General features: G+C 43.5%; 18 protein-coding genes. 15 read left to right on the forward strand and 3 right to left on the reverse strand.

Going from position 1 to position 19821, the window contains the following annotated elements; all coding sequences use genetic code 11:
* Positions 1 to 9 precede the first annotated feature (9 nt).
* From H171_RS07970 to H171_RS07990, 5 genes are all read left to right on the forward strand, one after another.
* Entirely contained in the window at positions 10 to 993 is a 984-nt protein-coding gene (locus tag H171_RS07970) for an amidase family protein (protein ID WP_100304652.1), read from the forward strand.
* 87 nt (positions 994 to 1080) lie between these two features.
* Positions 1081 to 1950, forward strand: coding sequence for a phosphotriesterase family protein (locus tag H171_RS07975; RefSeq protein ID WP_100304653.1), 870 nt, complete (start codon positions 1081 to 1083; stop codon positions 1948 to 1950).
* Positions 1951 to 1963: 13 nt separating this feature from the next.
* On the forward strand, positions 1964 to 3058 hold the full coding sequence (locus H171_RS07980) for an aminotransferase class V-fold PLP-dependent enzyme (RefSeq protein ID WP_100304654.1): 1095 nt from the start codon (positions 1964 to 1966) through the stop codon (positions 3056 to 3058).
* On the forward strand, positions 3059 to 4216 hold the full coding sequence (locus H171_RS07985) for an alanine racemase (protein ID WP_100304655.1): 1158 nt from the start codon (positions 3059 to 3061) through the stop codon (positions 4214 to 4216). It begins immediately after the preceding gene.
* Positions 4213 to 5427, forward strand: a complete 1215-nt coding sequence (locus H171_RS07990; RefSeq protein ID WP_100304656.1) for a phosphopentomutase — start codon at positions 4213 to 4215, stop codon at positions 5425 to 5427. The genes H171_RS07985 and H171_RS07990 overlap by 4 nt, the downstream gene beginning before the upstream one ends.
* Before the next feature lie 123 nt (positions 5428 to 5550).
* Here the strand turns inward: H171_RS07990 and glmS are convergent, their stop codons facing one another.
* Complete coding sequence (gene glmS / locus H171_RS07995; RefSeq protein ID WP_100304657.1) at positions 5551 to 7368, reverse strand: glutamine--fructose-6-phosphate transaminase (isomerizing); 1818 nt, start codon at positions 7366 to 7368, stop codon at positions 5551 to 5553.
* Positions 7369 to 7837: 469 nt separating this feature from the next.
* On the opposite strand from glmS, the gene H171_RS08000 reads away from it, so the two are divergent.
* The 8 genes from H171_RS08000 (at position 7838) to dcd (ending at position 15942) form a co-directional block, all read left to right on the forward strand.
* Positions 7838 to 8938, forward strand: coding sequence for an ABC transporter ATP-binding protein (locus H171_RS08000; RefSeq protein ID WP_100304658.1), 1101 nt, complete (start codon positions 7838 to 7840; stop codon positions 8936 to 8938).
* Between the two features lie 11 nt (positions 8939 to 8949).
* Positions 8950 to 9816, forward strand: coding sequence for a carbohydrate ABC transporter permease (locus H171_RS08005; protein WP_100304659.1), 867 nt, complete (start codon positions 8950 to 8952; stop codon positions 9814 to 9816).
* A gap of 32 nt (positions 9817 to 9848) precedes the next feature.
* Entirely contained in the window at positions 9849 to 10724 is an 876-nt protein-coding gene (locus H171_RS08010; protein ID WP_408645660.1) for a carbohydrate ABC transporter permease, read from the forward strand.
* Positions 10725 to 10798: 74 nt separating this feature from the next.
* The gene (locus tag H171_RS08015) at positions 10799 to 12193 is read left to right on the forward strand and encodes an ABC transporter substrate-binding protein (RefSeq protein WP_100304661.1); all 1395 of its coding nucleotides are present in this window, start codon (positions 10799 to 10801) and stop codon (positions 12191 to 12193) included.
* 26 nt (positions 12194 to 12219) lie between these two features.
* Complete coding sequence (locus H171_RS08020; RefSeq protein ID WP_330404199.1) at positions 12220 to 12657, forward strand: glycerophosphodiester phosphodiesterase family protein; 438 nt, start codon at positions 12220 to 12222, stop codon at positions 12655 to 12657.
* Between the two features lie 51 nt (positions 12658 to 12708).
* Positions 12709 to 13566, forward strand: coding sequence for a Cof-type HAD-IIB family hydrolase (locus H171_RS08025; RefSeq protein WP_100304662.1), 858 nt, complete (start codon positions 12709 to 12711; stop codon positions 13564 to 13566).
* Positions 13567 to 13844: 278 nt separating this feature from the next.
* Positions 13845 to 15389: an LCP family protein gene (locus H171_RS08030; protein WP_100304663.1), complete on the forward strand. Its 1545-nt coding sequence runs from the start codon at positions 13845 to 13847 to the stop codon at positions 15387 to 15389.
* A gap of 19 nt (positions 15390 to 15408) precedes the next feature.
* On the forward strand, positions 15409 to 15942 hold the full coding sequence (gene dcd / locus H171_RS08035; RefSeq protein WP_100304664.1) for a dCTP deaminase: 534 nt from the start codon (positions 15409 to 15411) through the stop codon (positions 15940 to 15942).
* An 83-nt stretch (positions 15943 to 16025) separates the two neighbouring features.
* Here dcd and H171_RS24990 read toward each other — a convergent pair whose 3' ends face one another.
* Entirely contained in the window at positions 16026 to 16232 is a 207-nt protein-coding gene (locus H171_RS24990) for an AI-2E family transporter (protein WP_100304665.1), read from the reverse strand.
* A gap of 262 nt (positions 16233 to 16494) precedes the next feature.
* Here H171_RS24990 and H171_RS08045 point away from each other — a divergent pair, with 262 nt between their 5' ends.
* A complete protein-coding gene (locus H171_RS08045; RefSeq protein WP_100304666.1) occupies positions 16495 to 17730 on the forward strand; it encodes an MFS transporter in 1236 nt (411 codons plus the stop codon).
* Positions 17731 to 17837: 107 nt separating this feature from the next.
* A complete protein-coding gene (locus H171_RS08050) occupies positions 17838 to 18140 on the forward strand; it encodes an ArsR/SmtB family transcription factor (protein ID WP_100307468.1) in 303 nt (100 codons plus the stop codon).
* A gap of 138 nt (positions 18141 to 18278) precedes the next feature.
* Here the strand turns inward: H171_RS08050 and eam are convergent, their stop codons facing one another.
* Positions 18279 to 19541 carry a glutamate 2,3-aminomutase gene (gene eam / locus H171_RS08055; protein WP_100304667.1) on the reverse strand — a complete coding sequence of 421 codons (1263 nt, stop codon included), beginning with the start codon at positions 19539 to 19541 and terminating at the stop codon, positions 18279 to 18281.
* Positions 19542 to 19821: the final 280 nt, after the last annotated feature.

Raw genomic sequence — 19821 nt, forward strand, 5'->3', positions numbered from 1 at the left:
GGAATTGATATGGAACGACTTGAAACATATGCAAAAAAAACATTTTTGGCACTTAAAAATCCCTATTGCACTGTAAACCAGGTAAATCCCCTTGCAATCGACCAGATTGCTCCAACTCAGATAAAACATGGGTTTGCCTGTTATACCGGTATTAAGGATACTCCGGTCATTCCCGGGAAACTAAAAGAACGGCTTAATGAAAGTGGCTTTTTATTTCATACCGCCGATAAAATGGCTTTAGGCGGGAGAGCGGTGGATTTACAGCTTATCAATCCCATTACAGGAAAATGGATGACCGGTTCCAGCAGCGGTACGGCCCTAAACGTCTTCTATGGAATCAATGATGCCGGAATCGGAACAGACGGCGGCGGCAGTGTACTTGCACCTGCCGCTGCACTCAATCTTTATGGATTTATCTCTCCGTTAATCGAGCAGGATCATATGAGGCAGTATTCAAAAGCTTCCACTGATGGAATCATATTTTCCCCCAGCATTGGTGCCATTACCAGAGATTTAAAGACCCTGGAACAGGTTTTAAACCCATTGCTTGGAATAAGCCTGACGGAGGAATCCGATGACAGGAATATCGGTTGGGAATGGCAAGAAGTACCAAGCGGAGGACCGCCGGATATTTATGGGGGCCGGGAACCATTGATCCAATACTTAAACGGAATTATAAAGCCGGGAACCATCCTGATCTCAAAGGAAGGACCGGTGGATGTGAATGCCATGGGGGACAGCATTTACGGCCATTTTGATAAGGAAACAGAAAAGAGCCAGGCTCATTCGGGAAAAGGTCTGATGCGGGTGGTCAATATGTGCGGAAAATCCGCATTGACCGTACCTTCCAGTGAATTGGGGTGTTGTATAGTTCTGATCTGTGAAAGTAAAAAAGAGGACATTGAAGCAATGTTCCGAAAGGCCAGATTGCTGGTCTGTAAAAGATCCCAGTTGATCGAGCGGTACTTTATGAACTTTGATATGTATTTCTAGTGCTGAGTTAGTAAACAGCGTACCCCGCTTTACCGGGTATCAACTGGATATGCAGGCATATCCTCTTGATTCGTTAGGAGACAAAACATGGAAAACGGTTATACTTTGATGCATGAACACATTACCATAGACTTATCAGGAGTAAAAAAAGACCAGGATTGCCGGCTGGACTGCTTTGAAGAAACGAAAAGCGAGCTTCACCGTCTGTATCAGTTAGGAGTCAGGCGCATTCTGGATGTGACGAATATGGGCATGGGAAGGAATCCGGAATACGTGAGCCGTATGGAAAAAGCCACCGGCATCAGGATCTTGCAGTCGACCGGTTTTTATAAAGAGCCATTTCTTCCGGATTTTGTGTATTCCATGTGTGAAACAGAACTTGCCGAACTGGCAGAGAAGGAATTGACAGAAGGAATAGGGGATTCCGGCATCAAAGCAAGGGTCATAGGAGAGTTTGGGACCAGTAAAAGCACCATGACGGATATGGAAAAAAAGGTATTTCATTCCATGGCTTTAGCCGCGGTGCATACCGGTTCCGTAGTAACTACTCATACCACCCTTGGAACAATGGCTTTGGAACAGGCCATCTATTTAAAAAATGCCGGGATACGGCCGGAAAAGATTATTATCGGCCATTTAGACCTTTCTCAGGACACGGATTATATTCTTTCGGTACTGAAGGAAGGCGTCAATATCGGATTTGATACTGTGGGAAAAAATAATTACTGTCCGGACCGGTTCCGCGCAGAAACACTAAAGCAAATCGCAAAAGAAGGTTTCCTGGGGCAGGTGGTTTTATCTATGGACATTACCAGAAAATCTCATTTAAAGGCATGGGGAGGTCTGGGTTATGCTTATCTGTTTGAAACCTTTCTTCCCATGCTTCGGGATTATGGTTTATCCAAGGAACAAATCGACATGCTGCTGATTAATAATCCGGACCGGATTTTAAAATAAGGAGGAAGATAAAATGCAGACCTATCCGTTATCCAGCATCTCAGTAGAGGCGGCCGCCAGACTGCAGTTTAAAGTGATTGATTGTATCACAAAATCATTCAGCGGCCGCGAGATTTTAAATCGTGGAGATTTAGGGGTTATTCCAGGGCTTAATAAGCCGATAACCACAAAGAAAGCGGAACGGGTTATTGCGGATCTGTTTGATGGGGAAGCCTGTATCCTGGTAAGAGGCGCCGGAAGCGGAGCTATAAGAATGGGACTCCACAGTATATTAAAACCGGCCGAAAAAATTTTGGTACACAAGGCGCCTGTTTACAGTACGACTGCCACCTCCCTGGAAATGTTATACATTCCGGCTGTAGAGGCCGATTATAATGATCCGGACGATATACGCAGGGTGATAAAAGAAAACAATGATATTAAAGGTGCCCTCATCCAATACACAAGGCAAAAGGCGGATGACCGCTACGACATAGCCCAGGTGATAGAAACAATTAAGGAATGCATTGATATTCCCATATTAACCGATGATAACTATGCCGCCATGAAAGTGAGCCGGATTGGCATCCAGTGCGGAGCGGACCTTTCCTGTTTTTCCTCTTTTAAGCTGTTGGGCCCGGAAGGTGTAGGCATTATCGTAGGAAAGGCATGCTATATTGAAACATTAGTGAAAGAAAGTTATTCCGGAGGCATGCAGGTACAGGGACATGAAGCCCTGGATGTACTCCACGGCCTTGTTTACGCGCCTGTGGCCCTGGCCATACAGGCCCAGGTAAATGAAATATGTGTAAAAAGGCTGAATGAAGGTGAGATCCCTCAGGTAAAACAGGCATTTCTGGCAAATGCCCAGTCAAAAGTACTATTGGTCGAGTTTTATGAGAACATTGCAGAAAAAGTCCTTATGGAAGCCGAAAAGCTGGGAGCAGCGCCGAATCCAGTGGGGGCAGAATCAAAATATGAGCTGGTTCCCATGTTTTACCGGGTATCCGGTACCTTCCGGAGTGCGGATCCAACACTGGAAAGCCGTATGATCCGAATCAACCCGATGCGGTCCGGGGCGGATACCATTATGCACATTATAAAAGAAGCTGTAGAAAGAGTGATATAAATGTTTTTAGAACAGACCTTAAAACGAAACCCGGAACTGATCAAAGCCTCCTTTGAGCTTCATCAGAGCGGGCTGATCCAACCGGATTCTTATGTGATAGACGTGGATACCTTTCTGGATAATGCAGCTTTCATGTTAAAAGAAGCAAAGAAAAAGGAGATCCGGTTGTTCTTCATGCTGAAGCAGGCCGGAAGAAATCCCTACCTGGCAGGGAAACTGGTGGAACTGGGCTACGAAGGGGCCGTTGTAGTGGATTATAAAGAAGCCAAAGTCATGATGGATCACCAGATCCCGATCGCAAACGTCGGGCATCTGGTACAGATTCCCACTGCCCAGGTAGAGGAGATCGTGGCATACCGTCCTCAGTTGATCACGGTATATTCCGAAGAGAAAATCAGTCAGATCCATCAGGCGGCAAAGAAACTGGGACTTTCCCAGGAGATCATTCTCCGTGTTACCAGCGATTCGGATATGATCTATTCAGGGCAGACTGCAGGGTTCCATATTGATGCGTTAAAAGTTCTGGCAGAACGGGTCAAAACACAGTATCCCTGTGTAAGAATTGCAGGTGTCACATCTTTTCCCTGTTTTTTGTATGAAGAAACCGCTCATGACCTGAACCCCACCAATAATATGGATACCGTAAGATTTGCGGCTAAGATTTTAAAGGAGTGTGGAATCCAGGTAACCATCGTCAATACACCATCAGGATCCTGCACCTACGCCCTGAATAAGATCAGAGAAATGGGAGGAAACTGTGCCGAGCCGGGCCATGGCCTGACCGGAACGACTCCAATGCATGCGTACCATATGCTGGAGGAAGTTCCGTGTGTTACTTATGTTAGTGAAATATCCCACAATTTTAAGAGGCAGGCCTATTGTTTCGGCGGCGGCTATTACCGGCGTTCCCACGTAAAGTCTGCACTGGTTGGGACCTCTTTTGATAATTACACAGAAATGGGTATTATTCCGCCTTCCAATGAAAGCATTGATTACCATTTCGGCCTGACGAAAGAAGGAACAGTAGGAGATACTGTGGTCATGGCATTCCGTTATCAGATCTTCGTTACCCGGTCGGATGTGGTGCTGTTGGAAGGATTGAAAAAGAAAAAGCCGCAAATTGTTGGAATATATGACAGCATGGGGAAAAAGCTATGAAAAAAAGATTGATTGTTATCGTATTGGATGGATTTGGCATCGGAGCCATGGAAGATGCACGTCTGGCCAGGCCGGGAGATGAAACAGCCAATACCCTTAGAAGCATTTTAAAGGACTACCCCGATCTAAAGCTCCCGGCACTGGAAAAGCTGGGACTTATGAATGCCTATGGGAAGGAAAGTGCTTCCATGAAATTCTCACCTGAAGCAAATTTCGGTAGCTGCGAACTCATGCATTATGGTGCAGATACGTTTATGGGGCATCAGGAGATTATGGGAACACTTCCTAAAAAACCAGAAGTCCATCCCTTTCAGGAGAAAGCAGACGCAGTAAAATCACACCTGGAGGCAAATGGACATCAGGTACAGGTCATAGAACGGCAGGGGCTGCGCTATTTACTGGTAGACCATTACGTAACCGTAGCTGATAATCTGGAAGCGGATTTAGGGATGTGCTACAATGTAACGGCTCCTTTGGATCTGATCTCCTTTGAAGAGGAATATGCCATAGCCAGAAAGGTAAGAGAAGTAGTAACCGTAGGCCGGGTGATTGTATTTGGCGGAACCGGAAATACCATGGAAGACCTCTGGAATGCTGAAGAAGTGAAAGAAGGCCGTTTTATCGGCATTGCCTCTGCAAAATCCAAATCCTATGATCAGGGCTACCAGTGCAGACACTTAGGTTATGGGGTGGATCAAAACGTACAGGCCCCCACGATTCTCACAAAAGCAGGGTATGACTGTACTCTGATTGGAAAAGTAGCGGACATTGTATCCAATGACAGAGGGCTGAGCATTTCCTGTGTACCCACACAGGAAGTGATGGACCTTACATATCGGGAAACAGAAGCCATAAATCAGGGCTTTTTATGTACCAATGTGCAGGAAACAGACTTAGCCGGGCATTCCCAGTCCACCATGGTTTATAAAAGGATCTTAGAAATCGCAGACCAGGGAATCAGCAGGCTTTTACCGGAACTGACTTCCCAGGACATTCTGGTGATTATGGCCGACCACGGAAATGATCCCAATATCGGTCACAGTAAGCATACCAGGGAACGTGTTCCCCTTCTCGTTTATAAAAAAGGAATAACAGGAAGAAGGCTGGGAAGGAGAAATACTCTCTCTGACATTGGCGCAACCGTTTGTGATTATTTTGGCACAGACGCTCCGCAAAACGGAGAATCCTTTCTGCCGGTTCTAAAAAATTGACGGGAAGGAATTTAACTTCATCAAGTAGTGAAGCGGATTGCGAATATCCGATTGGCTCCATAAAAAAAACATGAGGGAAACGGCAAAGGCCGCACGCCTCATGTTTTTTCTTTTCCTATGAGTTTACTCAACCGTCACAGACTTCGCCAGATTCCTTGGCTGATCCACATCCAGATCCTTTCCCACAGAAGCGTAATATGCAATAAGCTGAAGCACAACTGCGATTGGAAATACCGTGAACCGGTCGCCGATCTCCGGAATATTGATCTGAACATCAGCAATCCCTGGCTCAATCTTAGATTTCTCCTTTGTCAATAAAATCACAAATGCACCTCTTGCCTTTACTTCCCGGATATTGGAGATGGTTTTTGAAAAAATCTTCTCCTGTGTTGCAATGGCAATAACCGGAACCTGATCCGTTATAAGAGCAATGGTACCGTGTTTTAATTCACCTGCAGCATAGGCTTCCGCATGAATATAGGAAATTTCTTTTAATTTCAAAGCCCCTTCCAGTGAGAAGGCGTAATCAAGACCACGTCCGATAAAAAAAGCATCCGGCTTATTGATTAAGTGCGTTACTAAGGCCTTTACCTCATTCTTTTTTTCAATCATAGCCTCCATGGCCGGTATGGCATCAAGCAGCTTTTTTATAAAGTCCTCGGCTTCCTCGTGGTCATAATTTCCTCGGACAAAGGCCATCCGGCAGCATACCATATAAAGGGCAGCAAGCTGAACAGAGTATGCTTTGGTACTGGCAACAGCAATTTCCGGGCCTGCATGAGTATAAAGAACATAATCGCTTTCCCTGGCAATGGTAGAGCCTTTTACATTGACCACAGAAAGAGTAGAAGCGCCGCAGGCCTTCGCCAGCCGCAAAGCCGCCAGGGTATCAATGGTCTCCCCTGACTGGGATATGATGATGACCAGGGTGTTACGATCAATGAGCGGGTCTTCATAACGGAATTCAGAAGCAATGGAAACTGTAACAGGGATACGAAGAAGCGGTTCCATAAGAGCCCTTGCCACCATCCCTGCGTGCATGGCAGTACCGCAGGCCACGATATGAACCTGGGTGCACTGTTTCAGCACTGAGTCCGGAATTCCGTCATCGCCAAAGTCCGGCAGTCCCTTTACCAGTCGCGGCAATATGGTGTTCTTAAGGGCATCCGGCTGTTCATGGATTTCCTTCAGCATGAAATGGGGGAATCCGTTTTTCATGGCTGCATCCATATTCCAGTTTACCTCCATCAGCTCAGGTACTTCTTCCTGTTGTTCCAGGTTATAAAGATGTACCTTATAGGAGGTGAGTTTTACAATATGATTCTCAGGAACCACAAAGTACTGCCTGGTATATGGAATGAGAGCAGTTAAATCCGAAGCTACAAAAGAACCGGATCTTGTATAGGCCACAACCAGGGGGCTGATATTGCGGATTGCATAGATATCACCTGGATGATCTTCAAACATCACGCAAAAGCTGTAAGAGCCTTTTAAATAGGCGGTAAATTTTGAAATAGCTTCTACGGGATCTCCCTGATAAATGCTCTCCAGAACCCAGGCAGCCACCTCGCTGTCTGTTTCGGAGCGGAGCTTTCCCTCCAGATGAAAATCAAGAGTAAGCTGATGATAATTTTCTATAATGCCGTTATGAACCAGAGTAATCCGCCCAGCCTGATGAGGATGGGTATTTTGGGTCGTTACACCTCCGTGGGTTGCCCATCTGGTATGTCCAAGACCACAATGGGATACCTCTGTGATTCCTTTGCATTCTTCCTTTAGATTGGATACTTTTCCTGTATGTCTGATCAGTCGGGTATGAGAATTCTCCATAAAAAGAGCAATGCCTGCACTGTCATACCCCCGGTATTCCAGCTGAGACAATCCTTCGAGCAATATTCTTTTAGAGTCTAATGGTCCTGTATATCCAATAATTCCACACATAATTTCATAATCTCCTTAAATTTTCATTTTGTGGCTGCATTCGTCCTTAAAAATGGCAAACAAAAAACAAGCTGTCTGGCTCCAGATTTTAAAACGGCAGCTTTTTTATTACATTCTGTTTTTAGTCCCCGGTTCCAACGCGTTTGTTTTGCAGTTACCTGCATATTTCACGTAGGATACACGCCCGGAGGGGCATGGAAGGGCATCCGCCGAATATTCGATAACCCTTCACCTCGTCAACCCTTGATGCCATTTTTCCCTGAAAAATGTTCACGATCGCATCAACTGGTGCATGGCGCTTAGCTTTGCTATTGTTATTTATGCCTCCTTCATAAATCTAGTTTATTATAGCCTTTGATCGTTTGTGCGTCAATACTATGATTTACATTCATTTTACGAAAAGCTTCTTTTTCATTTTACATCAATTCTATAAAATGAATTTTAGATATGCAGAAAGGAATTGTGATCTATGGCAAGTTTATCTTTTGTAAATGTATGTAAAACCTATAAAAACGGCCTCACCGTTGTAAAGGATTTTAATCTTGATATCAAAGACAGGGAATTTTTGATCCTGGTCGGCCCATCCGGCTGCGGGAAGTCAACGACACTTCGCATGATAGCAGGGCTTGAAGACATTTCTTCCGGTGAGTTGTGGATAAATGGACAGCTTATGAATATGACAAGCCCCCAAAGCAGGGACCTATCCATGGTGTTCCAGTCTTACGCTCTTTATCCCCACTTAACAGTCTACCAGAATATGGCCTTTGGCTTAAAGGTACATAAGGTCCCAAGGGAAGAAATAGGGAAACGAGTTGGTCGTGCGGCGGAAATCCTTCATATCAGCCATTTGCTTGACCGGAAGCCTTCTGCCTTATCAGGAGGGCAGAAACAGCGGGTTGCAATCGGAAGCGTGATTGTCCGCCAGCCTAAGGCATATCTGATGGACGAACCCTTATCCAATCTAGATGCAAAGCTGCGGGCACAAATGCGTGTAGAGCTTGCCAAAATCCACAGAGAACTGGATGCAACCATCATTTATGTTACCCATGACCAGGTGGAGGCAATGACCCTTGGCACCAGGATCGTAGTCATGAACAGCGGGGTGATCCAGCAGGCTGCAGTTCCAAATGACATTTATCAAAATCCAGTCAATAAATTTGTGGCAGGCTTTATCGGCTCCCCCTCCATGAACTTCCTGCCTGTCTGGGTAGAGCGAAGAGAAGAGAAGATCTGCCTGGAATTTGGTAAAAACAAACTCTTTACGAATGAAATATGCGCAAAGCGGCTGTTGGAAGGCGGTTATGTGGGAAGGCGTGTGTACCTGGGGATCCGGCCAGAAGATTTCCATGAAGAAGGACCAGAAGAACAGAAGCTCCTTTTGGATGTGGATATGAAAGAGGTCCTTGGGGCCGAAATACTTTTCCATGGCCGAATCAACAGAGATGAGATATGTGTACGGTTAAGTCCCAATGTTAAGGCAGAGAGCGGCGACCGTTTACCGGTATATGCGGATATGGACCGAATTAAATTGTTCGATATGGATACGGAGCAAAATATTTTATACGTTTAAGGAGCCTTCATATGAACCTAAAAACAATTGTAAAGAAAGCAGGGCCTTATGCCTATATAGTCCCGGCAATGACAATATTTGCAGTATTTTTGTTTTTCCCGTTTTTCAAAACAATATATTTAAGCTTATATAAAACCAATAAAATGGGTCAGGCCAAGCTTTATGTAGGTCTTTTAAACTATACGGACCTTTTAAATTCCCCGTCTTTTTTCAACAGCCTTCTGGTAACCGCAGTATTTGTCTTAATTGTCGTAACAGTAAGCATGCTGTTAGGGCTCGTTGCTGCAGTTCTTTGCAGCAAGACCTTTCCCGGAATCCGGATCTTCAGCACTGCTTACGCGCTGCCAATGGCCATTGCTTCCAGTTCCGCTGCTATGATATTTAAAATCATGCTTCATCCTTCCATTGGAATCGTTAATAAGATCCTGGGATTCCATATTAACTGGATCAGTGATCCCAGGTATGCCCTGGCCTGTGTCGCCCTGTTGACCGCCTGGCTGAACAGCGGAATCAACTTTCTTTATTTCAGCGCCGGGCTCAGCAACATTGATGAGACCATTTATGAAAGAGCCTCCGTGGATGGGGCAAATGCTGTTCAGAAATTTTTCTTCCTGACACTTCCTGGCTTAAGCCCTATTATGTTTTACACCCTGGTGGTCAATATCATTCAGGCATTCCAGTCCTTTGGCCAGGTCAAGGTCCTGACTCAGGGCGGACCTGGAGAATCCACCAATTTGATCGTTTACTCCATTTACCGGGACGCCTTTTTTAACTACCGCTTCGGGAGCGCAGCAGCCCAGTCCGTGCTGTTGTTCCTCATCATCATGATCCTCACCATATGCATGTTCCGCCTGGAAAAGAAGGGGGTAAGCTATTGATGGAATCTATTATCACCACAGCCTCCAAAGATATGAACCGGGATGAGCTGGAAAAACTGAAGCAGTCTGCCAATCAAAAGGCCCTTGTGCGCAGAAGGGTGGGAAAGCTGGCACTGGTGATCATAAACCTGGCCATGTCTGTCTTTGTTTTGCTTCCGCTTCTGTATGCGGTGAGCATTGCATTCATGCCTTCCGGTGAACTGTTCACAACTGATATGAACTTAATCCCAGGGAATCCGACCCTTGAGAACTTTCGTCAGGCCATGGTTAAAATCCCCTTAAGCCGGTTTATTGTCAATTCCTTTTTTGTAGCAGGCTGTATCACATTCGGACAGATCCTATCCTGTTCCCTGGCGGCATTTTCTTTTTCCTTTCTGGATTTTAAGGGGAAAAATCTGCTGTTCATGATTGTTATGGCAACCATGATGATACCTGGAGAAGCCACCATCATCTCAAATTATTTGACCGTAAGCGGGTTACAATGGCTTGACAGCTACAAGGTATTAATTATTCCTTATCTTACTTCAGCCATGGGTATTTTCCTTTTCCGTCAGTTTTATAAATCTTTTCCTGTATCCTTATATGAATCTGCGAGGATTGACGGTTGTTCTAACTTAAGATTTATTTACAGCATCCTGATTCCTCTTACCAAATCAGCAATCGGGGCCATGGCAGTCTATACCTTTATCAATGCCTGGAATATGTATATGTGGCCTCTTCTTGTTACCGGCTCTGACCGCATGAGAACGGTTCAGATTGGAATCGGCATGCTGGACAGCGTGGACTCACAGTCCATTTCCATGATGATCGCAGGTGTTGTCATGATCATCGTTCCATCTATCTCTGTTTTCATTGCAGGGCAAAGACAGTTGATCCGTGGTATGTTCTCAGGAGCAGTCAAAGGCTGACCTGGTTCAGACGTCCGGCGAGCCGCCAGGCAAATCGGTCTTCAATATTAAAAATAAAATTTGGAGGAAAGAAGATGAAGAAAAGAGCACTTGCCATGAGTATGGCAGTTATGATGGCAGCAGGAGCATTGTCCGGCTGCGCCAGTCAGACAGGAACAGAAACGAGCAGTGCCGGTTCAACCACAGTGGAAGCCCAGACGACTGCCGCCCAGTCTGCAGATAGCTCTGGCAGCCCTGCAGGCACCACCATAACCTTCTGGCATTCTATGGGAGGTGTAAACGGAGAAGCCATTGATACTCTTGTAACGAAATTCAATAAGGAAAACACTTCCGGCATTACTGTAGAAGCTCAGTATCAGGGCAGCTATGACGATGCCATCAATAAGCTGAAGAGTGCTCAGATCGGCAATATGGGCACTGATCTGGTCCAGATCTATGACATCGGTACCCGTTTCATGATCGATTCCGGCTGGGTCATTCCCATGCAGGAGCTGATCGATGAGGACCAATGGGATTTAACACAGGTGGAACCAAACATTGCAGCCTATTACACCGTAAATGGAAATCTGTATTCCATGCCTTTTAATTCCTCTACTCCGATTCTCTATTATAATAAAGACATCTTTACGAAAGCCGGCATCACGGAAATTCCTGACAGCCTTCCAGGAATTGAAAGAATCGGCGAGGATCTTATTGGCAAGGGCGGAGCAGGAGAGGTAATATCCTTAGGCATTTATGGCTGGTTCTTTGAGCAGTTCACCTGCAAGCAGCAGGCTCAGTATGCCGACAATGGAAATGGAAGAGAAGGAGCTGCAACGACAGTAGATTTTGATAAAAACGGAGCCGGTGTCAAAACCTTAACCGCATGGAAGAACTTATCGGATAAGGGTTATGCTCCTAATGTCGGACGGGGCGGTGATGCAGGTCTTGCCGACTTCAGCGCAGGCAAAGCGGCTATGACTCTGGGCTCCACCGCATCTTTAAAACAGATATTAAACGATGTGAACGGTAAATTCGAAGTAGGAACCGCATATTTTCCTAAGGTGAGTGACGATGATAAAGGCGGCGTTTCCATTGGCGGAGGTTCCTTATGGGCACTAAATAATGAGGATCCGGCAAAGCAGCAGGCTGTATGGGAATTTGTGAAATTCCTCGTTTCCCCGGAAAGCCAGGCCTACTGGAATTCCCAGACCGGTTATTTTCCTGTTACGGTTGCCGCTCACAATGAAGCTGTGTTCAAAGATAATATCGCACAATACCCTCAGTTTAAAACAGCCATTGATCAGCTTCATGATTCCACCCCTCAGTCCGCCGGGGCACTTCTCAGTGTATTCCCTGAAGCAAGGCAGATCGTGGAAACGGAGATCGAGAACATGATCAACAACAAGGGGACCCCGGAAGATGCAGTTGCTAAGATGGCAGAAAGCATTAATAAGTCCATTGAAGACTATAATCTTATTAACAATTAGATAATATCTAGAAAGGATATTGACAGATGAGAACAAAAGTTTGGGCTCACAGAGGCGCTTCCGCTTATGCGCCGGAAAACACACTGGAGGCATTTGAACTGGCATGCTGCAGCAAAATCCAGCCGGAATTTGGCACCTCAGTCATTCCTGAACTCATTGAAGTGTTAGAGCTTGTAAAGCCTTTTGATCTCACTGTTAATATTGAGCTGAAGACAGGAGTTTTCCGCTACAAAGGAATTGAGAAGGAAGCATTAACCGGACTTCTTTTCTCAGATGGTTTCATTAACGTTGCCGGATACGCAAAATTAATAGGGGCGGATGCACTTCATCCGTCACTCAATCACCTCCGGTCTAAAAAGCTGATTAAGGAAGCAAGGAAGAAGAAGCTTCCGATTCATGTCTGGACCGTGAACGATAAAGACATGATGGAATACCTTGCAGACAGGAAATTGATGCAATCATAACCAATTACCCTGATATTGCAAAAGAAATTGTAAATAAGAAAGGAAGATTACATGATACGATTAGTAGCATCTGACATGGATGGAACTCTTTTAAACCGATATGGAAAGGTTTCCTCCTTAAATATTGCCGCCATTGAGGCTCTTAAGCGAAAAAACATCGGTTTTGTTGTCTGTACTGGCAGAAACTTTGCTGATGCCTACAGCCCCTTAAAGGAAGCTGGAATTTCCTGTGATATTATCTGTATGAACGGTGCCGCCGTTTTTGACAGTTATGGAAGACAGCTGAGAAAGCAACCGCTGTTAAAAGACCAGGTAAGCCGCATTCTTAATATTTGCCGCCCTTTTTCAGTTCTTTATGATTTTATGACAGAAGAGGGAAGTTACACCACCTCCACCATGGAAGAATTCCGGAAAAGCTTTGAGGATAAAATTTTTCTCCCCATGGTTTCCGATGAGCATACCTATGAGACCATTGCAAAGCGGTTTCATTTTACATCAGAAGAAGTTCTGCTTGGATCTTCATGGGAGATATATAAAATGTCTGTTGTCCATGAAACCCCGGAGGTCTTAATGCAGATCCGCTGTGCTCTGGAAAATGAAGAAGGAATCTCAGTTGCTTCATCGGCACCCACCAATCTGGAGCTGACTCACATAGGTGCACAAAAGGGATCTGTCCTGATGGAATATGCGGCAGGCACCAACATCCACCCCAGGGAAATACTTGCCATTGGAGACAGTGAAAACGACCTTTCCATGCTTAGACTTCCTCTGGGATATACCATAGCCATGGGCAATGCATCGGAAGTGATTAAACGCAGCGCACGCCTAATAACCAGAAATAATGATGAAGATGGGGTTGCTGTCGCCATAGACTCTTTGATCCTTTCAGAAGCAGCCGCAAATTATTGATTCTTTTACCAATCTTAAATATATCAATTCTTTTTCTCTTTCTTTTAGTCCCCGGATTACAGGTACAAATAAACCTGGCTGCGTTACGGCCATTGGCCGTAGTTCAATACAGGAAAATATCATTACTTTTAATAGTGGTCAAGGTAAATATTTTGTGTTACAATAAATAGCTGATTGACTGATAAAATTAAGAGAAAAGCAAGATATCTTAGGCATATTTCTGATAGAATAGATGGGATCTGCCAAAGAAAATATTGGAAAGGATTGATTATTCGATCATGGATTATGAGGATGAATTAGACCGTATGCGGGACCGAAAAAGCCGGGAGGGCAGTAAAAGGACGAGGAGCGCAGATAAAACTCCTCCGACAGAAAAAAAGCGCCAGCCGCAGACGGTAAGAGGAGATAGAACCTATTACAGTACAGGTGACGGAAGAAATCCGCGTGTACGATATAATGGTCCGCAAAACGGCACCAAACATAAAGCGAATAAAAAACGGAAGCGAAAGCACAAGCAGCGAGTCATATTAGTGGAGCTTGTAATTTTGGCGCTGGTACTGTTTGGTGTGTTTTTTTTGTTCAAACAGCGCACCCATCAGAAAGGTTATTGGACCATTGCCGTTTTTGGTGTTGATTCCCGGGATGGAAAGCTCGAAAAGGGAGCTCTGTCCGATGTGGAGATGATCTGCAACATCGATAAGGCTACCGGTGAAATAAAACTGGTATCGGTTTTCAGGGATACATATTTAAAGATTGACAGCAAAGGAACCTATCACAAAATTAATGAGGCCTATTTTAAAGGCGGCCATAAACAGGCAGTGGATGCACTAAATGAGAATCTGGATCTTAACATTGATGATTATGCTACCTTTAACTGGAAAGCTGTTGCTGATGCCATTAACATTCTAGGCGGAATCGATTTGGAAATTACAGATTCAGAATTCGCCTATATCAATGGTTTTATTACGGAAACTGTTAATTCCACAGGAATCGGCTCTTATCAATTGAAGAAAGCAGGGATGAACCATTTAGATGGTGTACAAGCTGTGGCCTATTCCAGATTACGTCTCATGGATACGGATTTTAACCGGACAGAGCGCCAGCGTAAAGTAATAAGCCTTGCAATGGAGAAAGCAAAAAATGCTGATTTTGGTACATTAAGCACTTTGGTTTCTACTGTATTTCCTCAGGTCTCTACCAGCATTGGCATGAATGATGTTCTGTCCTTAGCCAAAGGAATCAGCAAATATCACATAGGTGAAACAAACGGTTTCCCATTTTCACGCACTACCATGAAGATCGGCAGAATGGATTGTGTTATCCCTACCACATTGGAGAGTAACGTCGTCCAGCTCCACCAGTTTCTTTATAATCAGGCTGATTATTCTCCATCATCTGCGGTGAAAAAGATCAGCGATAAGATCGCCCAGGAAAGCGGCATGAAAGATCCTGGTAAGAATGCTCCGACCGGCGGAAGTTCAGGAGGCAAGAAAAAGAATCAATCGTCATCAAAAGATACCGCTCCTGCACAAACGGAAGCTGCCACTGAGGAACGTGTGATAGAGACCACGGCAGAAAGTACGAAAGAAGTGATTCCGGAAACAACCGAGCAGGAGAGGACGGAAGTTCCCACCAACGATGACGGAAGCCTGGTTGGACCTGGAGCAAATATAAAGGAAACAAAGGAAGAGAAGAAACCGGAGAAAGATACGGAAAAGGAAAAGAATCCGGAAAAGGAAACAAAACCGGAAAAAGAAACCGAAGAAAATCCGGGAGTACGGGAAGGTCCGGGATCTGGCGGAGAGATCGGTCCTGGAGTATAAGGAGAAAGGAAATTATTTTATGATTTTATCTGATAAAACAATTCTTCGGATGCTGGAGGATAAAACGCTGACGATATCACCTATGGAAAAGCACCAGATACAGCCTGCAAGCGTAGACATCAGACTTGGGAATACGTTTTGTGTCGTGGAGGATACAAGCAATGGGATTATTTCCTTAAATGATGAGATACGGTATAAGACCATTGAAACGGATCGGTATCTGCTTCTGCCCGGACAGTTTGTACTTGCTACCACCATGGAATATTTCTCTTTGCCAGATGATCTGACGGCCTTTGTGGAGGGCCGCAGTTCCTTGGGAAGACTGGGGCTGTTCATTCAAAATGCAGGCTGGGTGGATCCGGGATTTAAAGGCGAAATCACGTTAGAGCTTTTTAACGCAAACAGATGTGCGATCGAGCTATGTTCAGGCCGACGTGTCGGACAGCTTGTTTTTGCACAATTAGATGATCATGCCTTAAATCCATACAACGGAAAATATCAGGGGCAAAAGGGTGCAACGGCTTCTAAGGTTTTTATGGATATGGATTCGTAACGAAAAAGGAGATCAAGGCCAACCGGACTTATCGGCGGCCTTGATCTCTTATTTTGTTGAATCTCTTATATCGTTCATACTTTCTACCGACTATTTGACCCTACCTTAATATCCAAAATATCCAGGAAAAACATGAACAGCGGAATGCCAAAAAGCAGACCCCAGACTCCAATATAATGTTCGCTCACCATTAGAATAATAAATACTAAAAATACGGGGATCTTTGTTTTTGCAGACATTAATTTTGGGTTCAACACATAGGTTTCCAAAGAATGGAGAATTACAATCATCACAATACCGTTTACCTTTCTAACCTAAAAACGTGTATTTATAAATTATGTATTATTTATGTCCAATTTAGCCTGTATTCCAATTATAGTATAAGAATATAGCTTTGAAAATACCTGGACACAATTTTGCAAAATCTATAATGACTTCTTATAGCATTATGGGGTCAAAAATTTATTTATAGCATATTACCGTTTAATATATTGACATTTATCGATATGAAACTTATAATGTTTTCTTAGCTACTAAATTTGGGGGAATATTATGAACGTATCTATAACAAATTGGAAACGAAACTTTTATACCATATGGGCAGGCCAGGCATTTTCTCAATTTTCAAGTTCTGTCCTACAGTTTGCGATTGTATGGCATTTGACAGATAAAACCGGTTCCGCTTTGGTTTTATCTGCTGCAATGATGATGGGATTTCTGCCGCAAGGAATCTTAGGTCCTTTCATAGGTGTGTTCATTGACCGCTATAACAGAAAGATGATTATGGCAGTTTCAGATTTATTCATTGCTGCGGCCAGCTTTATCATGGTTATTGCTGGACAGATGGGCGTTTTATCCACGGAGCTGATTTTATTGGTTTTGCTGATTCGATCCATAGGATCTGCCTTTCATACACCTTGCCTACAGGCTGTGACGCCTCAGATTGTACCGGAAGATCAACTAACACGATGCTCCGGATATTCACAGGCTCTGGAATCTGTTTCTCAATTATTCAGCCCTGCGTTAGCGGCTGTTCTCTATCAGTCATGGAGCTTAAGCAGCATCATCTTTCTTGATGTCATTGGAGCGTTAATTGCAGTATTCATGCTTGTGATATCAGTAATCCCGGAATTAAATCATAATGAAAAAATAGGAAAGATACATATTTTAAAAGAGGCAAAAGAAGGATTTAAAATACTTCGTACCAAAAAAGGAATGCTGGGCCTGGTTTTAATAGGTACTCTTTATACCCTGGCAATGATGCCGACCAGTGCACTGTTTCCTCTGATGAGTATGTCATATTTTCATGGTACCAGCACAAATGCAAGTGTTGTTGAAATTGTATTTTCCATTGGCCTGCTGATTGGATCTTTGATATTGGGCCGATGGGGAGGAACTAAAAATAGAATTTATACCATAATCGGTTCTTTTCTGTTAATGAGTTTTAGTTTGTTTGTATCTGGATTCTTGCCGCGTGACAGTTTTATATTATTTGCTGTATGCTCCTGGTTAATGGGAATATCCGGCCCATTTTATTGGGGAATGTATACACCATTGCTGCAAAGTAACTTTGAAGCGAAATATTTAGGGCGGGTAATATCATTATCAAGCAGTATCCGGTTAATAAGCGGCCCAATAGGGCTTTCTGCTTCCGGAGTTTTTGCAGAAAGATATGGGGTGGAGAAGTGGTTCCTAATTGCAGGAGCACTTGTCTTATTTGCCTCATTTTTATGTCTTGCCATACCTTCCATAAGAAATTGTGATGCTAAACAAAATGATAATAAATAGAAGATTAAATACAACTGTTTGATAATAACCAAATAAAAAATATTGACAAATTTAAGCAGGAGTATATAATGGCATCATATTGATATATATGAATGTGTGGAGTGATTATGGATAAACACGAGAAAACTGCTAAAATATTCAAAGCGTTCTGTGATGAACAAAGACTTGCAATATTAGAGTTACTACAGGACGGAGAAAAGTGCGCCTGCGAATTGCTGGAAAAGCTGGATATTACCCAGTCAACCTTGTCCCACCATATGAAAATTCTTTGTGATTCCGGGATAGTGGCAGGGCGTAAGGATGGGAAATGGATGCATTATTCAATCAGTGAGTCCGGGACAGAACATGTGAAAAAGCTTATAAAAGAAATTACAATGGTGAGCCCCAATAAGACAAATAGTTGTTGTTAAGTATACCTCTTCATATTAAAATTATAAAAAGCATAGATTGAAATGCCAAACAAGAAACTAACAAAGTCATCATCTTGTCTGGTATTCAATCTATGCTTTTCTTTATTATTCCGGTTCCGACATATGATATCAGCTCACTCAGGATTCAATATAATCCCGGATATCCTTTGTTTCATGGTCTTCGTATTTAACGATACTTCCTTCCCAGGTTCTCAATTGAACATAGCCTGGTCCCCGGGATACAATGTAATTAGGAAAGATAGGAGTCTTTCCCAATCCCTTGGGTGCGTTAACTATAAATGTAGGAATTGCCATACCAGAAGTGTAGCCTCGTAAATATTCCATGATCTCTATGCCGTCTTCAATGGATGTATTAAAATGAGCGGTTCCCCGGACATGCTTTGCATGAAAGATGTAATATGGTCTTACCCTGCATTTGAGCAGCTCATGGTTGAGCACCCTCATGATGTACTTATCATTGTTAATTCCATTTAACAGTACGGCCTGATTTCCCAGAACGATCCCGGAATCTGCCAGTTTTTCACATGCCGCTTTTGACTCTTTTGTAACTTCTATGGGATGATTAAAATGAGTGTTTATGTAGATCGGATGATATTTTTTCAGCATGGAGCATAATTGATCTGTAATCCTTTGAGGCATGGTTACCAGGCATCTGGTTCCCAGGCGGATATAATCAACATGAGGGATCTCTTTCAACTGCTTTATTATCCACTCAAGGTACTCATCAGAAAGGCACAGGGCATCCCCGCCGGTGATCAGCACATCCCTGATTTCTTCATTTTCTCTTATATAATCAATGGACTCCAGGATCATGCTGCGGGACCGGTGAACGTCTTCCTCCCCAATATTTCTTCTTCTCTGACAGTGCCTGCAGTACATGGCGCATTCATTGGTCACATTCATAATTAACCGGTCTGGATATCGTCTTGTAATGCAGCCTGCCGGATTTGTAAATTCTTCTCCCATAGGATCAAGATCCATGCAGGAGTCATCCAATTCTTTATAGGTTGGAATCGATAATAACCGAATAGGATCATATCTGTCATCTGGATCTGCCAGACTTAAATAATAGGGAGAAACCGCCCATCTGAATTTTTTCTCGACTTTTTTAATGCGCATTTTTTCTGTTTCACTTAAGGAAATGATTTTACTTAAAGTTTCAACATCCGTTACCCTATGAGTTAACTGCCATTGATAATCATTCCAATTTTCTTCTGTAGCATCCAGTACCTCTAATATTCTGGTTTTCCTTTTCATGAATTCTTCCTCTAAATCCATTCCTTTTGGAATTCTCTTGCGTGCCTCTAAAAAATCTTCGATTCGCCCCTTTAATTCTTCTGCTCTTTCAATTGATACCTGTTGTTTTTTGCTTTTTCCCATATAATTTCTCCTTATATATTATTTTCTCCGTAAAAAACAAACTTCCTATGGAGATTTTGGCAACGAAAAACCGGGAATGGTGTTTGCTTGTTGGAAAATGAAACGTTACTAGTTAAGATATGATGAAGGAATATAATGTCAGATTAAATTGGTTAAATCAATTTCATGTTATAGTAACAACTTAATTATATCAGTAAAGTTGTTACTTAGTCAACAGTATAGAAAAAAACTGCTTTAGTGAATATTCACAAATAAAAAATGTAAAGACCAAGACATGTAG

It is taken from the genome of [Clostridium] celerecrescens 18A (genome assembly GCF_002797975.1).
In the GTDB taxonomy this organism is placed as follows: Bacteria; Bacillota; Clostridia; order Lachnospirales; family Lachnospiraceae; genus Lacrimispora; species Lacrimispora celerecrescens.